Here is a 17,016-nt window from a genome sequence, read left to right as displayed (position 1 = left end):
GATGACCGCTGTAAATCAAACCTATTGGAGTACACCACATGAACGGACACACCAATCCCTCCTTTGACGAAGCCATGCCACTGGGGGCGTCTGATGCGCAATTCATCAATGACCTGCATGAGCTACTGGAGCGCCACGGCAACCTGGATCGCTTCGGACTCTGCCTGCTGCACGATCACTTCGCGGTCGCCGAGGACGAGATCCTGCTCGAATGCAACGACCATGAAGCCCGCACCCTGCACCTGGATGTGGTCAAGCGCGGCGCGCTGCCGGAGAGCAAGTTCACCAGTTGGCGCATCGGCGGCCCTCGGGCCGAGGCCCTGACTGCTTGCGCCATGGATAAATGCAAGGTCGAGGCCTTGACTGCCTGCGCCATGGACAAGTGCAAGATTGAAGCCCTCACCGCCTGTGCCATGGATAAATGCAAGGTCGAAGCCCTCACCGCCTGCGCCATGGACAAGTGCAAGGTCGAAGCCCTCACCGCCTGTGCCATGGATAAATGCAAGGTCGAAGCCCTCACCGCTTGCGCCATGGACAAGTGCAAGTAGTTCCAGGTCCTGCCGATGGCCAGTGGCGGGCACGGGAGGCCGATCGGCTACCGTGCTCGTCCTGGCTTGCGCAGTTTTATCAGCGGCGTCACGGCGCCCTGGTCGGTTCCGGCACCGCGGCGCTGGAACTGGCGCTGCGCCAACTGGGGGCCGCTGGCACCTGGCGGGTCGCGATTCCCGCCGCCACCTGCCATCAAGTGGTGGCCGCCGTCCTCAATGCCGGCGCGATACCGGTGATTATCGAAAACGCCGCCGACCTGCTGCTCAGCAGCGAGGCGCTGGCGCCCCATATCCATGGCCTGGACGCGGTGATCGCGGTCCATCAATACGGCTTGCCTTGCGACATCCCGGCCTTGCGCCAGTTACTGGGCCCGCGCCTGCCGATCATCGAGGACAGCGCCGGTGCCTGGGACCTGTGCTGTCCCGGCGCATCGCTGGTGGTCACCTCCCTGGGCCACGGCAAGGCCCTGGACATCGGCGGCGGTGGCGCGCTGTTCGGCGATCTGCCGGTGGATGGCGACATCGACGTCTGGTCGCCCGGCCAGCGTTCCCGCGCCTGCCCGGCCTTGAGCCCGGCCCTGTCGATTCATGCCCTGCCGGCGCTGATGCCCGCAGTCGCCCGGGCCCAGGCCCGTAGCCGACGGCTGCGGGAGCAGATGCCCGGGCTGCTGGCGCGCTTGCGCGATGCCGGCCTGGAACCCTGGACCGCGGCCGGATCGGCGCTGCCCAGCGGTCAATACCTGGCGATCCGCACCCGCGAACCGCAGTTGTTCGAACGCCTGCGCCACAGCCCCCATGCCGACACCCTGGGGGTCTGCGCCCCGGCGGCCGGCGCGCTGCGGGAGCTGCCCATGCTGCGCGGCCGTGGCGAGGTGGCCCAGGGGCCGCAAGCCAGCCTGGAACTGCGCCGCAACTGGGTTCTGCTGGACCCGATCGCCGCCCTCGACCACCCCGGGCGCCTGGATGCCTGGGCCGGAGACACTCGATGAACAGTCCCGCCTGGCAACCCCAGCACGATCTGAACCTGCCTTTCGCCCCGGGCCCACGGGTGCAACGACTGGCCGACTACGCCGAGAGCGGCCAGACACTGAGCACGGAACAACTGCTCGGGGTGGCCGGTGCGCGAGTGCTGTTCGCCAACTACCCGGCGCTGCGCGCCGACTTCGACGCGCCCTGGGAGGGAGCCACGGAGGCGGCCATCGATCGCTGGCTGCTGGACCACGCGGCATTTATATCCACCAGCCAGGCAGCGGCCCAGGGCATCAACACCCCGATTACCCTGGACGACCGGCGGGTAACGGCCTGGCGTCCGCCACGTTATGGGCGCGCCGCGGTGCTGTGCGCGCCGGCCAGCGAGCAGGTGCTGTTCGACATCAAGGGCATTGGCGTGCCGCCGGACGAAGCCCCGCAGTTGCCCCATTCCAACGGTTTGCTGACCCTGGCCGAGGCGGTGCATGAAGTGCTGATGGAGCACCTGGTGTTCGCCGCCATGAACCACGCCGGCGCCGCGATCACGCCATTACCGGCCTATGCCCTGATCGACCTGGGTTTCGACGCCTTGTGGCATGACGGGCGTGCCGCGGAACCGGCGGTGCTGCTGTTGCGCCGGGCCTGCACCCGCCCGCGCTGCCAGTGGCAGCGCTACTGGCAGGGCCCCGAACTGGCCGGGGCCCTGATGCAGGCCGAGCTCTTGTTGCGGCGTTATGGCTTGACCGCCAGCAGCTGCGGCGCGGTGCGCTTTCACCTGTGCCGGGAGAACGGCGAACTGCAGGTCACGCGCGATGAGCAAAGGCTGGCGGTCAGTGCTCAGGTGGCCGGGACGCTGCAACGCCTGTTGAACGCCAACCGGGGTGCGCCCTTGCTGATCGACGGGGTCAATGTGCAACTGGCGGGGGTGCCCGGCGTGGCGCCATTGCAACTGCAGGTGATGGACTTTGGCCGCTATCGGTTTGCCGAGCGCTTCGACCATCACCTGTACGCCTGGATCGACGCCGACTACCAGAACCTCAACGGCCTGTACCTGGCGCCGGATGATCCGCGCTACGTGCAGCCCGATCCGCGCCTGAGCCTGGCCCGCAGTGCCGAGGGCCGGTGTTTCGCCGAGCTGCAACGCCAGGTCGCGGGGTTTCGCCAGGGCGGCGATCCCCAGCGCCTGTGCCAGGCATTGCGCGCCACCCTGGCAGAAGCCTGCCGGCCATTGCGCGGCCAGGCCTGAAGCCCGGGTCCGGGCGGGGCTCAGTCGCCGAGCAGGCCCGGCGCCGGGCGAACCCGGCGATCGGGGTGATCACGCTCGATGAACTGGCGCAGTCCTTCCCGGGTTTCCGGGGCGTGGATCGAGCGGTTGAAGCACTGGGCCTCGATCTTCAGGCCTTCGGCCAGGGGCAGTCCGTAACCGCGGATGGCGGCTTCCTTGTCCGAGCGCATCGCCGGCTGCGGCAGCCCGGCGAGCATCCGGGCCAGCTCCAGGGCCCGTTTGAGGGAGCGCCCGCTGGGCACTATTTCGTTGACCAGGCCGATGCGATAGGCCTCCTGGGCATCGATCACCTTGCCGGTGAGGATCAGTTCCATGGCCCGGCCCATGCCGATGATCCGCGGCAGGCGCTGGGTGCCGCCGTCCGCCAGGCCGATGTTCCAGCGGCGGCAGGTGACGCCAAAGGATGCGTGTTCCTCGGCGATGCGCATGTCGGCAAAACAGGCCCACTCCAGGCCCCCGGCATAGGCCACGCCATTGACCGCGGCGATCACCGGCTTGTAGACATCGACCCAGCGGCTGGGGCCAATGATGCCGGGGCGCTCGCCACGCTCATGGGCGGCCATTTCCTCGGGGGCCGACGGCACCAGTTGTGCGGCGGCCTTGAGGTCGCCGCCGGCACAAAAGGCCCGGTCGCCGGTGCCGGTGATGATCGCGACCAGGGCGCTTTCATCGTCGCGAAAGCGGCTCCAGGCTTCGATCAGTTCGCGGTGGGTCACGGGGCCGATGCAGTTGCGCTGCTCGGGACGGTTGAAGCGGATGACCACGATGGGGCCCTGTTGCTCGTAGGCGATTTCCTTGAAGTTCATGGCAACTCCTGTTGCAGGTCGTGGCCCGCTTGAGCGAACCCGAACAGCAGTATAGGCAGCCACGGCCCCGGGCCGGTGTGGCGTGGCACACATGCCTGGGCGCTGCCTGGACAGCCAGCAGCGGCTGGGGCGCTGGCCGGCGCACCGGCCGGCCTGTTAGCCTAGCCGCCCGCTTTGCCTGCACTGCGAAACCGCCATGACCTCTACAGCGCAATTCTGGCGCGATGCAAACCTGCCTTACGTCGAAAGCCGCCGGGCCTGTGACAGCCGCGCCAACTATAAGGCCCACAGCCATCCGACGCTGTCCATCGGCGTGGTGGACCGTGGCGTCAGCCTGTTCAGCGGCGGTGCCCAGGGCCCGACCCTGATCCAGGCCGGCAGCGTGGTGTGGGTCCCGGCCCATTGCGCCCATGCCTGCAATCCACGGCCCGATACCGCCTGGAGCTACCAGATGCTGCACCTGGACCCGCGCTGGGTCGAAGCGGTGCGCCAGGAAGCGCAGCACGACGGGCCGACGGTGCTGTGCCAGGTGCTGTTGAGCCAGGATCCGCACCTGTATCAGCGGGTTTGCCGGCTCAACGACCTGCTGTTTTCCGCCGCCAACTGGCAGGACAAGGAAGCCGCACTGATCGAGTTCATCGGCGACTTCCCGCTCCACGACCAGCCGGTGATTGCCCTGGCCGCCGACCCGGCAAGGGCCGGTGCCGGGGTGCATCGGGTCATGCAGTTCCTGCAGGACGATGCGCAACAGGCCCAGCCCCTGGAACGCCTGGCAGCACTGGCCGGCCTCAGTCGCTACCAACTGATCCGCGCCTTTCGCGGCGCCACCGGAATGACGCCCCACGCCTATCAGCTGAACCAGCGGATCATCCAGGCCCGGACCTCGCTGCAGGCCGGGGAACCCTCGGCCGACCTGGCCCAGCGCCTGGGTTTCGCCGATCAGGCGCACTTCCAGCGGGTGTTCAAGGCCCATGTCGGCGTGACCCCGGGGCTGTACAAGGCCTGAGGCCGCGCAATTTTCTTCAATACCGCAGCCCCTGGGGCGCCGCAGACTTCCGGGCTATCACGTCACTGGAAGTCTTTACCGATGCTGCAACAGTTCCTGCTGGTCGCCGCCGCACACTTTCTTGCCCTGCTCTCTCCCGGCCCGGATTTCTTCCTGGTGGCGCGCATGTCCATGGCCGCCGGCTGGCGCGCGGCCACTGGCGCCTGCCTGGGCATCGCCCTGGCCAACGGCGTATTCATCGTTCTGGCTTTCGCCGGGGTTTCGGTGTTTCGGGCCGACAGCCCGCTGTTCCTGACGATCCAGCTGGCCGGGTGCGGCTACCTGCTGTACATGGGCTGGCTGTTTCTGCGCCACGCCGGGGCCAGCTCCCTGGCCGCGGTGGACAGCAATGGCCAGACCCGCACGCTGGGCCGTGCCACCTGGTGGCGCGGCCTGGGCATGGGCTTTGCCTCCGGCATCCTCAATCCGAAGAACGCGCTGTTCTATGTCAGCCTGGCTTCCCTGGTAGGCGCGCAGACCAGCGCCGGCTGGAAACTGGTCTATGGCCTGTGGATGTTCAGCGCGGTGCTGTTGTGGGACGTGCTGGTGGCCCTGGCGATCGGCAATCGCCGGGTGCGCGAGCGCTTTGCCCGGGCCCTGCCCTGGCTGGAACGAGGCACCGGGGTGGTGCTGATCCTCCTGGCGTTGCTGGTGATCGGCGCCACGCTGTGGCGGCACTGAAGCGCTGAAGCTCTGGGCCGCGTCCCGCGCGCCGTTGATGGCCACGCCGAAAAGCTCAAGCCCCAGACCCGCCCCGAACCTGCGACCGATGGCCGCAGGCATTGGTCTAATTAGCCCGCCGCTGCTTTCGTCTGTTTGCTACCATGCGCGGGTTTTTGCCTGTCTGGCTGTTCAAAGGGCGTTATTTCATGAGTGTTTTGCTGACTCGCCGCACCCTGCTCACCAGCGCCGGGGTGCTCGGCCTGGGCCTGCTTGCCGGTTGCGACAACAGTCCCCGACTGTCCTTCAAGTACGGCAAGGACCTGAGCAATCGGATTCTCGGCCGCACCTTCAAACTCACCGATTCCCAGGGCGAAACCAAGTCGCTGTCCAGCTACCGCGGCCTGATGCCGATGATCTTCTTCGGCTTCACCCAGTGCCCGGCCGTCTGCCCCACCACCCTGGCCCGCGCCGCCCAGGCCAAGAAGCTGATGGGCCGCGATGGCGAGCGCCTGAAAGTGGTGTTCATCACCCTGGACCCGGAGCGCGACACGCCCGAGGTGCTGGACGCCTACGTCAAGGCCTTCGATCCGAGCTTCGAAGCGCTGTACGGCAGCCTGGAAGAAACCGCGGCCACCGCCAAGGAATTTGGCGTGTTCTACGAAAAGATCCCCAGCGGCTCGACCTACACCCTGTCCCATACCGCCACCAGCTTTGTCTACGACTCCCGGGGCACCTTGCGCCTGGGGCTGTCCCAGTCTCTCAACGCCCAAGAGTGCGCGGAAGACCTGCTCACCGTCATGGAGGTTTGTTAATGAATGCCCACAAGCGCCCGTCGCGCCTTAAATCCGCCCTGCTGCTGATCTCTCTGCTGGGCCTGGCCGGCACCGCCGGCGCCGCGACCCAAGTGGACAACGCCTGGGTCCGCGCCACCGTCCCTGGCCAGCACGCCAGCGGCGCCTTCATGGACCTCACCGCCAGCAGCGACAGCAAGCTGGTCGAAGTGCAATCACCTGTGGCCAAGAACGTGCAGATCCATCAGTCGAGCATGCACAACGACGTGATGAGCATGCAGCCAGTGGACGCCATCGCCCTGCCGGCCGGGAAGAAGGTCAGCCTGGACACCCACGGCTACCACGTGATGCTCATGGAGCTCACTGGCCAGATCAAGGTCGGGGACACCGTGCCGCTGACCCTGATCGTGGAAAACGCCCAGGGCGAGAAGGAGTCGATCAAGGTCCAAGCCCAAGCCCGGGCGCTGGATGCGCCGGATCACAGCATGATGAAGCACTAAAGTGAGCTGAAACACAGGCCCCGGGGCCATAAACAAGCCGCGCCAGAGACAGCAAGCGCGGCTTTTTTTTGCCTGGATCTCAACCGCGCGGAGCTATTTCCCCACGCCGATCCGTATGCCACTCTACGCGCCACTCGCCAAAAAACATGGCTAAAAGCCATTTCCCCGCGTTGACCCGATCGATCATCGAGCACGCCACGACCTGGGCAAGCACCATCAAGGATTCGATATGTCGCCAGACCGCACAGTGATTCATGTGCTTTTTTTCGCCGATAAGCCAGGGCAACCGGTGGTGTTGCCGCTCACCGACGACTATGAAGTGGCTTTTGAAAAAACATCTCCGATCACCGACCAGCCTTCTTACTGCCTGCAGATTGCACGGAGGTCGACGCCGGCAGTCTCTGCCGAATTGAGCGTTGCGTCATTCACCACGCTTTACGGCGAAAATGGCAGTGGCAAAACCGCGATGCTGCTTGAGTTGTGCGAGGGCCTGGTCAACTGGAGTAACGACTCGAACATCAGTGTGCTTTGGGAGGACCGGACTGGCCTGCACCTGGCAAAAGGCACCTCGCTTCAAGGCGTCGAACTGCAAGCTGGTGAGGTGATGAAAGAGCTCAACAGATCCGCGATGCCTGATTTTTTCACGGCCTTCTATACGACCTCTCCTTTTGAAAGAGCCAGACTGAATCGTTTGAAGGCGCGGGGAGTCAAGAACCTCAGCACCCAAGCGTGGCAGGCCAGGCAATCGGACCCGATCGCAGCATTCAGTGCCTATCCCTACCTCAAGGGGCGAGCCGATTTTGTTTCCAAGACCCAGGTCAACATAACGGTCAAGCCGATCTCTCTGGTAGAAGCGCTCAGGACCTACGGCAGGCGCGGTACTCGGACGTACAGCGATCTGCAGCCAGAACTCAAGTTCTATATGAAAGAGTTGGATCGAAGCGCTTCGCTCGCAACCAAGTTCATCTTGTCCTTTACCCTGTTGAGGGCTGCCGACAGGTTTTATGAACATCAACGTCATGAGTTGATAGATGCGTTGGTAACGATGATCCGAGAAAACAAGCCTTGGTTGGATGATCACCTGACATCCAACCTCGAGCAGCTCAACCTGCTTTCGAACGACCCATTGCTGATGGAGCTGTTATTCGAGGCACAACAGGCCCTGGAGGTGGTCGCGAAACTCTTTGACGGTCTTCGCCAATGGAACCGCAGAGCAAGCCTGTCATACCTGAATCGACAGATCGGTCGGCAGATCCGCCGGCATGAAGGCCTGCTTTCTGAAGTCGCGGCACTCGGTCTGCTGGAGCTCTCCTTTGAAGCACTGAGCTGCGGCCAGGCCAGCATGATGTCCCTCTACTGTTCGGTGGCCAAGGCCATCGGTGAGTTCGAGCTCCAGTCTGAAACCAGCAGCCTGGTGTTATGCCTGGATGAAGCCGAGTTGTTCATGCACCCCAAATGGCAGAGCCTTTACGTTCACGATTTGCTGGAATTCATTCAGCAGTTCGCAAGCGTTGCCAAACGCACCCACCTATTCATTTCAACCCACTCGTTGCTTGTTGTAGCGGACACCCCCGCCAATCGCCTCTTCGACCTGGACTGCAAGCGATTGGACAATGCGTTCGGGTACACCGCCAAGCAGACCCTGACGAAGGTGTTTAAGGTCGACAGTTTCACCGGCTCCTGCAACGCCCAGCGACTGAGCGAGTTGTCCAGGCTCCTCAACCGGGGCAGGCTCGACTCCCAGCAAATGAACAGGGCCTTGAGTATCACCAAAACCCTGGCCAGTGAAACGCTGCAATCCCACGTCATGGATCAACTGTTGGTGCTGGGGATGAAATCAGATGCTCAAGTTTAAGGCCCTCTCTCGCGAGGTCGAAGAGCTGCACTTGAAAACCCTGGGAAAACGTTTCGACGAGGTGCTCAATCACTGGACGGAACTCGACGACTATCCGGCCTGTGCCACTAAATTGCGCAAACGGTTGAAAGACAGGCGCCGGGATATTCTCGTCGGCGGCGTGCAGGAACTCCGGAGTGTGATTGATCAAGTCGAAGGCGATGCGCCAGATCTATTGAAGTATTTAGTAAAGCGTCCTCGAGGCAAGAAAAGGAAAGATCATCCGCAAATGGAGCTTCTGATTAAGAAGCTCAATGAACTATTCAACTACGCGAAATTCGACGATAAGGATGACGGATGGAATGCCTACAAACTGGTAGCTCAGCACTCTCTCCGTATCTGCCCTTATTGCCATATGAACCATGTGAACTACCACGAACAACGGGCAAAGAACTCAGGGGAGCTGGAGCTGCGCCCACCTCTGGATCATTTCCTCCCTCAATCGATCTACCCGTACCTGGCCGTTTCGCTGTACAACCTCATCCCCTGTTGTGACCGCTGCAACTCCACGACGATCAAGGGCGCCAAGGACCCCAAGCAGACGATTCCGCACCCATTCGACGATTCCGCTCTCAGGATGAGTTTCAAGGTGGAGGGCTCCGCACTGGGAATACACGGACTCACTGATGAAGAGCTCGGACTGAGTGTCACCGGCGATGGCGCCTGGCAGAATTTCGCCGAATTCTTTCGCCTGCAAGAGCGTTATCAATGGCATCGCGCCGAAATGAACGACATGCTCCAGCGCATCCAGATCCTGGAGGAAAGTGATGTTGTCCTTGAAAAGCTGATGATACGTCCGTTGTTCATCCTAGGTTTCGCCCCGCATGACGTTGAAAAACGTGCTCTGGGCATCTGCCTGCTGGATATCGCCAAAAACCTCAAGGCGCTTTGAGCCTCAGTAAATCCCCCGCGCCAACCACACCGTCAGCCCGCAGCACTCCGGGTCTTCACTGACCTGCTGCACCACTTCGAAACCATGGGTATCGAGCAAGGTGCAGTATTCCCCCGGATCGAGGCTCGCGTGGTACAGGGCCTCGCCTTCGAACTCGCCGATGGCCTCCCCTGCTGCAGGTCCGCTGGTGAACATCAGGGCGCAGCCCGGGGCCGCATGGCGTTCGAATACGGCGAACATGGCGCGCTGATCGTCCGGGCTCAGGTGGAACAGGCTGTTCCACGCCAGGATGCCGGCAAAGTCCTGATCCAGGGCCAGACCGCGCATGTCGGCGTTGATCCACTGCTGCTCGGGAAAGCGCTGGCGACACTGATCCAGCAAGGCGGCGCTGCTGTCGACGCCCGTGACCGCGTAACCACGTTCCACCAGATAGCGCGCCACCGGCTCGCCACCTCCACACCCCAGGTCCAGTACCTGCCGACCAGCCCCCATGACCTGGCGAAAGCGTTCGAACCAGGCCTGTTCGCTGTGAAATGCCTGGGTGTTGGCCCGGCGCGCCCGGTCCCAAGCCTGGGCATGACGCTGGTACAGATCGACGATGTGACGGGCGGATTCGTGCATCCACAGGCTTCCTTGTGCTGTTTGGTGGCCGCGAATTACAGCACAAGGGCGCCAGGCAAAGCGAAGTTGGCGGTAAGGCGTTATGTGGCCTGGCCGTTGGCATCCCAGGCCACCGGGGCCTGGCCGAGGAACTGACGCAGTTCGGCCAGCAGCTTGTCGCTGGAATGGCTGCTGGGCCGGTCGGCGACAAACCTCAGGCCCGGCATGATTGCTTGCACCCCGTCGTAGAGCCACTGCCCAGGAGTGCGCTCCGTTTCCTGCAAGGCCCGGGCGAAGATTGCCAGGTCCCGACGGGCCCGGGGAATGCCGCTGCTGCGCTCGACCCAGCTTTCATAACGCTGGCGGATTTCGATACGCCCCTGATTGACGATGGCCAGCACCGCACAGCGACTGCGATTGTGCAACGCCACCGGCGACAGGCCGAAGTACCCGCCCTCGCCCTGCCATGCCCCGTCAGGCAGGCGAAAGATCGCCAGATCGATGTCCGGGTACTCTTCGATCCGTGTGGCGGCATGCTCCACCAGCAACGTACTGCGCTGCAGCTCCTGCATGGCCGGGTCGTACAGCTCGGCGTAACGCCGGGTGTTATCCAGCACATCGGCCAGTTGCGGCAGCAGTGTGGTGAAACGCGTCATGAGTCGCCGGTCGTTGCCCCCCTGGCTGTGGCTGCGCACCCGGGCGGCCAGGGCATGCAGGGTAAAGGCGCAGTGCAGGGCCTGGGGCGAAGTGCCCCGGGTGAAGTCGCCTAGTCGTGCGATATCGATCAGCAATTGACGGTGCCGCAGGGCCTGCTCGGGGGCCAGGAAGGCGTAGACCGAGGCCAGCCCGTCAAGATCGAAATGATCGCTGGTGATCACCTGCGCCTGTTCCACCCTCAGCCCTTGTTGGAGAAAGATCAGGGCGCTGGTGGTGGACAGGTTGGCCTTGTAGGCGCTGGGGGTCTTGTTGGCCGGCCAATGGGACAGGGTCAGCACGGTGGCCGGATTGTCGATGGAATCCAGGGAGATATTGGTCCGTCTGTGGGTCTGGCCCAGGGGCAGGAATCCATAGGGGCTGTGGGGCCCCAGGCGCCAGGGTTGCAAGCCAGGCTCCAGCGGCGTTTCGCCGCCTCCGGGCGCCAGTCGCTGATGCAACTGCCGGGGCAGTTCCAGCGGCGCCGGCGTTGCGCTCCCGAGTTCGCCCGAACCGTCCAGGCGATAACTGAACTGGCGCAGGTTCTCCCGGCGCAGGTCCCGGGGGTTGCCATTGCACACCCCGCATCCGGGGCCGCCGAGGACGCTGAGCAGATCGGTGAACTGATTGTCGGCAATGCCGATGGCGCGTCCCCCCAGCAGACGAAGGTCCAGGTGCGCGAACAATGGGGCGACTCCCGGATCGAAAAGGAAGCCCTGTTCCTGGCAAGCGGTATTGAGGCTGTTCATCTGTATGTCCTTGAAGTGTGACGAGTCAGGCGGGCCTCAGGCCTCGGCCAGCGCCCGGGTATGGTGGCGCCGGACCTGACCCATGCAGATAAACAACAGGGCCGATACCCCGGCGTAGATTCCGAACAGCCAGGCTGCGGCCTGGGCCGTACCGGCAACACCGGCGGTGGAACTGAGTCCGGCCAGATTGACAATCATCCCCGCCAGCGCCGCGCCCAGGGCCGTGGCCACCAGTTGCACCGTGGTGATCGAAGCGCCCGCCAGCTCCTTTTGGTCATCGGCCGCGTTTTCCAGGACTCGGGACAACAGATGGGGCCACGCCAGGCCGATCCCTGTGCCCACCAGCAACATGGCCAGGCACACCGCGCCCAGGCTCAGGAACGGCGTGGCTGTGGCAGGCATGAACAGGCAGGCCAGGAGCAGGCCGGCCACCACCAGAAACGGTCCGCTGGCAATAGCCCGGACCGCGCCCTGGGGGCTCAGGCCAGAGCTGAAGATCGCCCCCAGGGTCCAGCCGGCCGCCATCAGCGCGGCGATGTAACCCGCCAGCAAAGGCGTCTGCTGATGCAGCTCTTGCAGGAACAGTGGCACAAAGACCTCGCTGGTCATGCCCACCACCAGCAGCGCCATGGAGAGGTACAGCGCCAGCAAGGGGCTGCCGGATTTCAGGCTGTCGCGGGGCAAGAGACGTTTGCCGGAGCGGTTCTCCAGCACCACCACTAGCAGCAACAGGCCCAGACCGACGCCCAGGCCCAGAGCGTTGTACCCGGGTGAAGGTGTGATGCTGCCAATGGAGATCGCCAGCACCACCGCGGTCAGCAACACCAACTGCAGGCCGGGAATGGGACTGCGAGGCGCCGTATCGCGGCTTTTACCCGGTAACAGGACAATCGCCAGCAGCATGAACAGCAAGGTGCAGGGCACAAGCACCCAGAACGCCGCACGCCAGGCTCCGTGTTCGGCGAAGACCCCGCCCACGGCTGGTCCGATCAGGGTGGCCGCGCCCCACATGGCGGAAATCAGCGCCATCGCCCGGGGCCATAGCGGCTCGTCGAACACCAGGCGGATCATCGCGTAGGGCAAGGCGAACAGCAGCCCTCCGCCCAGGCCCTGGACACTGCGGCCGAAGATCAGCCAGCCCATGTCCGGGGCCAGGGCACACAGGCCGCAACCGAGCATGAACACCAGGCCGGCCAGGGCATAGGCGAGCTTCGGCCCCAGTATCCCCAGGGCCCGGGTGGACAACACCGAACCTATGATCGAGGCCACCACGAACAAGGTGGTATTCCAGGCGTAGTAGTCCAGGCCGCCGATATCCTTGACCACCGAAGGCAACAGCGTGGTGACCAGGTACACATTGATTGCATGCAGCGCCACGCCACCGGCCAGGGCTGCCGAGCGCAGTCCGTTCTTGCCCAGTAACAGTGCTGACCATCCGCTTGTCGAAGCCATGCCTTGCTCCCTTAGGGTGTTCGATAAGGCCGCACTGTATTACACAAGCTTTTACTTTGATAATTAATTTTTCATTGCTTCGCTTTCTTGCCCAATCCGTCGCTCAAAGCGCGACAATCGCCGGGCTCCTTGACCGGAGCCTGTTATGCTTGCGCGGTTGGCAGCGTCCTGCACACCCTTGATACCCCACTTGCGCATTGGTTAATGGCCCAGCATGTCCTCGATATCCTCCCCCGCCGAGAAGAAGAACCCCGGAGCCACCGCCGAGCGAATTCTGTTTCTGCTGAAAACCCGCGGCCCCTTGAAAACCGCCGACCTGGCCCCGCTGCTCAAGGTGTCCCTGGAGGCCACCCGCCAGCAGCTACAGAAGCTGCTGGACGCTGAACTGATCGCCGGGCAGATGATGCCGGCCCAGGGCGCCGGGCGTCCGTCACAGAAATGGGTGTTGACCGAGCAGGCCCAGGCCCGTTTTCCCGACACCCATGCCCACCTGACCCTGCAACTGATCGATTCGATTCGCGCGGTCTATGGGGCCGACGGTGTGGAACGCATCGTCACTGATATGGAGCGGGTCAACACCGCGCAGTACCTCGACGTCTGCGCCCCGCTACCGACCCTGGAAGAACGGGTCCGGGCCCTGGCGCAGATCCGTGAAGTCGCCGGCTACATGGCCAGTGTCGAGGCCGACGGCGAGAGCTGGCTGTTGATCGAGAGTCACTGTCCGATCTGTGTCGCGGCCCAGCAGTGCCAGGGCTTCTGCCGCTCCGAACTGCAAGTGTTCCAGGCCGCCATTGGCGACCTTGGCCAGGTGCAGCGCGTGGAGCACCTGATCACTGGCGGTCGACGCTGCGTTTATCGCATCAGCGCCCTCCAACCGAGTCCCCGCCCGTGATCGCCCCGACCCTGTCGCGCCTGCTCAAGCGTGGCGCGCTGATCTTCGGCGTTGCCGCATTCACCCTGCTGGCCTGGCGTGCCTACGACAGCGAGCGGGGTCCGGCGCTGCAACCCTGGCACCTGCGGGTGCCCCACGAATTGAGCGTCGAACAGATCGATCGGGCCGACTGGGCAACCTGGCTGCAGGCCGAGGGGCGGGTGTTCGCCGAAGTCGAGCGCGAGGTCAGCGACACCCTCGATCCATCCCAGGTGCCGCCCTTCAACCGTTACCGCAAGGACAGCCGGGTCTACCCGCCGCACTTCGCCACCGACTGGAACCGCTCCTACCTGCTGCGCCCCCAGGGTCCGCCCCGGGGCGTGGTGGTGCTGCTGCACGGGCTGACCGACTCGCCCTACAGCCTGCGGCACATTGCCCGGCGCTACGTTGCCCACGGCTACCTGGCCATCGGCCTGCGCCTGCCCGGTCACGGCACGGTGCCCGCCGGCCTGACCGAGGTGCAGTGGCAAGACTGGCTGGCGGCGACCCGCCTAGCCCTGCGCACGGCGCGGGCCGAAGTGCCGGCACCTGCGCCCCTGCACATCGTCGGCTACTCCAACGGTGGCGCCCTGGCGGTCAAGTACGCCCTGGACGCCCTCGGCGATCCGCAACTGCCACAGGCCCAGCGCCTGGTGCTGATTTCACCGATGATCGGCGTGGCGTCGTCGGCGCGCTTTGCCGGGCTGGCCGCCTGGCCCGCGGTGTTTCCAGCCTTCAGCAAGGCCGCCTGGCTGAACCTGCGCCCGGAATACAACCCGTTCAAGTACAACTCGTTTCCGGTCAATGGCGCGCGTCAGTCATGGCTGCTGACCGACGCCCTGCAAGGCCAGCTGCAAGCCCTGGCGGGCGATCCGCGGTTGCAGCAACTGCCGCCGATCCTCGCCTTCCAGTCCCTGACCGACGCCACGGTCAGCACGCCGGCGGTGGTGAACGGCCTGTTCCGCCGGCTCCCGGCCAACGGCAGCGAGCTGGTGATCTTCGATCTGAACCGCACCAGCGACTTCGACGGCCTGCTGGACCCGTCCAGCCTCACCTCCCTGGCCAGCCTGCTGCCGGCGCCGCCGCGCAACTACAGCACGCGGATCCTGAGCAACGCCGAGAGCCCGTCGCACCACCTGGAAGAACTGGGCACCGCGGCCCTGAGCCTGGACAGCCAGCGCCGGCCCCTGGACCTGGCCTTCCCGGCGGGGGTGTTTTCCCTGTCCCACGTGGCCCTGCCATTCCCCGTCAGCGACAGCCTGTACGGCAGCCAACCCGATCCCGGCGAAGACTTCGGCCTGCACCTGGGCAGCCTCGCGGCCCGGGGCGAACGCGCCGTGCTGGTGGTGCCCATGGATGAGCTGATGCGTATGACGTCCAACCCGTTCTACCCCTATCTGATCCGGCGCATCGAGTCGGATATAGATCAAGCAACAGTTCCGTCATTGATCCCCTGAATGGGCGGGTGTTAGCGTCACCGTCCTCTGCCCCCTTGATTTCCGAGGGGGCACAACTGCCGCGATGGCAGGGAATCGCAATGAAAACACTGTTTCAAAGCCGGGCGACCGGCCTCTCCCTTGCGCTGCGTCGGGCCATGGCCAGCGCGGCGCTGCTGGTCGCCGCCCAGAGCGCGCAGGCCGATCAGCAAGGGGACTTCTGGTACTTGCAGACCAGCGTCTACACCAACCACTGGAGCAACGATCCGGACCACAACAACCATCAGGACCTGATCGGCCTGGAGCGCAACTACGCCAGCGGAAAACTCTGGGGCCTGAGCACCTTTCGCAACTCCTTCTCCCAGCGCTCCTATTACGCCTACGTCGGCAAGGCTTGGGAGAGCGCCGACTGGCCGGTCTACGCCAAGCTCAGCGGCGGCCTGATCCAGGGCTACAAGGGCGACTACAAGGACAAGATTCCGCTGAACCACTTCGGCGTGGCGCCGGTGCTGATTCCGGCAGTCGGCATGCATTACGGCCCGGTAGGCACCGAGCTGGTGATACTGGGAGCCGCGGCGGTGATGGTCAACGTCGGCTACCGCTACTGACACCCGCTGGGCCCAGGGATTGGCCCGGTAAAGTCGCACAATCGTTCAAGACGTTCCTCCAGCCCTTGCCCAGACTCTCGAAGCCTGATGGCCGGCGCCTTGACGCGCCCGGCGTGGCGTCAATCCGAGAGGGCAAGGTATTCATGCAGCAGCAATCACAGCCAGAGTTCTTTACCGGCCGGCCCGAGTTCTGGCGCCGGGTCGCGCCGACGGCCCTGGCCATTGTTCCGGTCAGCATGCTGTTTGGCGTACTGGCGGCCCGCGCCGACTGGTCGTTGCTGGAGGTGGCCCTGGTGGGCCTGCTGGGGTTCACCGGCAGCGGCCAGTTTGCCGCCCTGCCCCTGGCCCAATCCGGCGCCGGGTTCTTCACCCTGTTGCTGCTGACCGCCTCGCTCAACAGCCGCTACCTGCCGATGGCCTTCGCCTCGTCGGCGCGGCTGCCGCGCCGGTGGCTGCCCAAGGCCGCGGCGGCCCATCTGCTGGGGGACGAGGCCTACGCCACCGAAACCCCGGGAGACAGCCCGGCCGCGGTGCTGATGATCCGGGCAACGATTTTCCTCACCTGGGTCCTGTCCGGGGTACTCGGGGCCTGTTTGGGGCGCGCGCTGCCCGCGCATTGGGTCGGCGCCGAGCTCAATCTCGGCTACCCCGCCAGTGTGGTGTTGATGTACCTGGCGCTGAGCCAACTGCGCCGGCGCCTGGCGTGGCTCCCCGGGCGACGTCTGGCGATCCTGGTGCGCCTGGCGCTGTGTGTGGCCCTGAGCCTGGCGCTGATCCGCCTGCTGGGCACCCTGTACTTCTGGATCCCCAGCGTACTGGCCACCAGCGTGCTCCTGGCCTGGGCCCGATCATGAGTCATGGGAGCTGGGTCACCATTGCCGCGCTGTTCGCCACCAGTTGCCTGGTGCGCATCATTCCGGCCTTCGTCACCCTTCGCCTGCGACCGGGCCTGCAACGCTGCCTGCAAGAGGAGCTGCCCGTGGCGGTTTTCATCAATTTCGCGGTGTACATCGCCTACGGCGAAATCGGCCGCGAGCCCTGGGCGGCGGCCGGCTCTCTGTTGATCGTCGGAGCCATCGCCCTGGGTGGCAGCCTGGGCCTGATCGCCACCGCGGCCATCGGCACCGCGGTGTATGCGGCCCTGCTGCAACTGCCCGGATAGCGCATGCCGCGCC

General features: G+C 64.6%; 18 protein-coding genes. 14 read left to right on the top strand and 4 right to left on the bottom strand.

Going from position 1 to position 17,016, the window contains the following annotated elements; translation table 11 throughout:
• The first annotated feature begins 38 nt into the window (after nucleotides 1-38).
• Genes ACMGG8_RS19525 through ACMGG8_RS19515 form a run of 3 tightly spaced genes read left to right on the top strand, consistent with a single transcriptional unit; the run spans nucleotide 39 to nucleotide 2,763 of the window.
• Nucleotides 39-548 (top strand): hypothetical protein, encoded by a 510-nt coding sequence (locus tag ACMGG8_RS19525; RefSeq protein ID WP_414158203.1) that lies wholly within the window; start codon nucleotides 39-41, stop codon nucleotides 546-548.
• Nucleotides 539-1,537, top strand: coding sequence for a DegT/DnrJ/EryC1/StrS family aminotransferase (locus tag ACMGG8_RS19520; RefSeq protein WP_414158202.1), 999 nt, complete (start codon nucleotides 539-541; stop codon nucleotides 1,535-1,537). The genes ACMGG8_RS19525 and ACMGG8_RS19520 overlap by 10 nt, the downstream gene beginning before the upstream one ends.
• Entirely contained in the window at nucleotides 1,534-2,763 is a 1,230-nt protein-coding gene (locus tag ACMGG8_RS19515; protein ID WP_414158201.1) for a hypothetical protein, read from the top strand. The genes ACMGG8_RS19520 and ACMGG8_RS19515 overlap by 4 nt, the downstream gene beginning before the upstream one ends.
• 20 nt (nucleotides 2,764-2,783) lie before the next feature.
• Here the strand turns inward: ACMGG8_RS19515 and ACMGG8_RS19510 are convergent, their stop codons facing one another.
• The gene (locus ACMGG8_RS19510) at nucleotides 2,784-3,608 is read right to left on the bottom strand and encodes an enoyl-CoA hydratase/isomerase family protein (RefSeq protein WP_414158200.1); all 825 of its coding nucleotides are present in this window, start codon (nucleotides 3,606-3,608) and stop codon (nucleotides 2,784-2,786) included.
• 196 nt (nucleotides 3,609-3,804) lie between these two features.
• On the opposite strand from ACMGG8_RS19510, the gene ACMGG8_RS19505 reads away from it, so the two are divergent.
• From ACMGG8_RS19505 to ACMGG8_RS19480, 6 genes are all read left to right on the top strand, one after another.
• On the top strand, nucleotides 3,805-4,614 hold the full coding sequence (locus ACMGG8_RS19505) for an AraC family transcriptional regulator (protein ID WP_414158199.1): 810 nt from the start codon (nucleotides 3,805-3,807) through the stop codon (nucleotides 4,612-4,614).
• A gap of 81 nt (nucleotides 4,615-4,695) precedes the next feature.
• A complete protein-coding gene (locus tag ACMGG8_RS19500; RefSeq protein WP_129406117.1) occupies nucleotides 4,696-5,334 on the top strand; it encodes a LysE family translocator in 639 nt (212 codons plus the stop codon).
• A 188-nt stretch (nucleotides 5,335-5,522) separates the two neighbouring features.
• On the top strand, nucleotides 5,523-6,128 hold the full coding sequence (locus ACMGG8_RS19495) for an SCO family protein (protein ID WP_414158198.1): 606 nt from the start codon (nucleotides 5,523-5,525) through the stop codon (nucleotides 6,126-6,128).
• Nucleotides 6,128-6,607, top strand: coding sequence for a copper chaperone PCu(A)C (locus ACMGG8_RS19490; protein ID WP_414158197.1), 480 nt, complete (start codon nucleotides 6,128-6,130; stop codon nucleotides 6,605-6,607). The genes ACMGG8_RS19495 and ACMGG8_RS19490 overlap by 1 nt, the downstream gene beginning before the upstream one ends.
• 229 nt (nucleotides 6,608-6,836) lie before the next feature.
• Entirely contained in the window at nucleotides 6,837-8,462 is a 1,626-nt protein-coding gene (locus ACMGG8_RS19485) for an AAA family ATPase (protein WP_414158196.1), read from the top strand.
• Complete coding sequence (locus tag ACMGG8_RS19480) at nucleotides 8,449-9,393, top strand: hypothetical protein (protein ID WP_414158195.1); 945 nt, start codon at nucleotides 8,449-8,451, stop codon at nucleotides 9,391-9,393. The genes ACMGG8_RS19485 and ACMGG8_RS19480 overlap by 14 nt, the downstream gene beginning before the upstream one ends.
• Before the next feature lie 3 nt (nucleotides 9,394-9,396).
• On the opposite strand, the gene ACMGG8_RS19475 is transcribed toward ACMGG8_RS19480, so the two are convergent.
• The 3 genes from ACMGG8_RS19475 to ACMGG8_RS19465 all read right to left on the bottom strand — a co-directional run bounded on the left by ACMGG8_RS19475 (nucleotide 9,397) and on the right by ACMGG8_RS19465 (nucleotide 12,887).
• The gene (locus ACMGG8_RS19475; protein ID WP_414158194.1) at nucleotides 9,397-10,014 is read right to left on the bottom strand and encodes a class I SAM-dependent methyltransferase; all 618 of its coding nucleotides are present in this window, start codon (nucleotides 10,012-10,014) and stop codon (nucleotides 9,397-9,399) included.
• 80 nt (nucleotides 10,015-10,094) lie between these two features.
• Entirely contained in the window at nucleotides 10,095-11,435 is a 1,341-nt protein-coding gene (locus tag ACMGG8_RS19470) for a DUF6687 family protein (RefSeq protein ID WP_414158193.1), read from the bottom strand.
• Nucleotides 11,436-11,471: 36 nt separating this feature from the next.
• Nucleotides 11,472-12,887, bottom strand: coding sequence for an MFS transporter (locus ACMGG8_RS19465; protein ID WP_414158192.1), 1,416 nt, complete (start codon nucleotides 12,885-12,887; stop codon nucleotides 11,472-11,474).
• 214 nt (nucleotides 12,888-13,101) lie between these two features.
• On the opposite strand from ACMGG8_RS19465, the gene ACMGG8_RS19460 reads away from it, so the two are divergent.
• From ACMGG8_RS19460 to ACMGG8_RS19440, 5 genes are all read left to right on the top strand, one after another.
• The gene (locus ACMGG8_RS19460; protein WP_060839295.1) at nucleotides 13,102-13,779 is read left to right on the top strand and encodes a helix-turn-helix transcriptional regulator; all 678 of its coding nucleotides are present in this window, start codon (nucleotides 13,102-13,104) and stop codon (nucleotides 13,777-13,779) included.
• On the top strand, nucleotides 13,776-15,254 hold the full coding sequence (locus ACMGG8_RS19455) for an alpha/beta hydrolase (RefSeq protein ID WP_414158191.1): 1,479 nt from the start codon (nucleotides 13,776-13,778) through the stop codon (nucleotides 15,252-15,254). The genes ACMGG8_RS19460 and ACMGG8_RS19455 overlap by 4 nt, the downstream gene beginning before the upstream one ends.
• 137 nt (nucleotides 15,255-15,391) lie before the next feature.
• Nucleotides 15,392-15,841 (top strand): sn-glycerol-3-phosphate transporter, encoded by a 450-nt coding sequence (locus ACMGG8_RS19450; RefSeq protein WP_231979055.1) that lies wholly within the window; start codon nucleotides 15,392-15,394, stop codon nucleotides 15,839-15,841.
• A 143-nt stretch (nucleotides 15,842-15,984) separates the two neighbouring features.
• Nucleotides 15,985-16,695 carry an AzlC family ABC transporter permease gene (locus tag ACMGG8_RS19445; protein WP_414158190.1) on the top strand — a complete coding sequence of 237 codons (711 nt, stop codon included), beginning with the start codon at nucleotides 15,985-15,987 and terminating at the stop codon, nucleotides 16,693-16,695.
• The gene (locus ACMGG8_RS19440) at nucleotides 16,692-17,003 is read left to right on the top strand and encodes a hypothetical protein (RefSeq protein WP_060843593.1); all 312 of its coding nucleotides are present in this window, start codon (nucleotides 16,692-16,694) and stop codon (nucleotides 17,001-17,003) included. Before ACMGG8_RS19445 ends, ACMGG8_RS19440 begins: the two co-directional genes overlap by 4 nt.
• Nucleotides 17,004-17,016: the final 13 nt, after the last annotated feature.

Source organism: Pseudomonas sp. BNK-45, from assembly GCF_047456255.1.
Classification (GTDB): Bacteria; Pseudomonadota; Gammaproteobacteria; order Pseudomonadales; family Pseudomonadaceae; genus Aquipseudomonas.
This window is presented reverse-complemented; position numbering and strand designations above follow the sequence as displayed.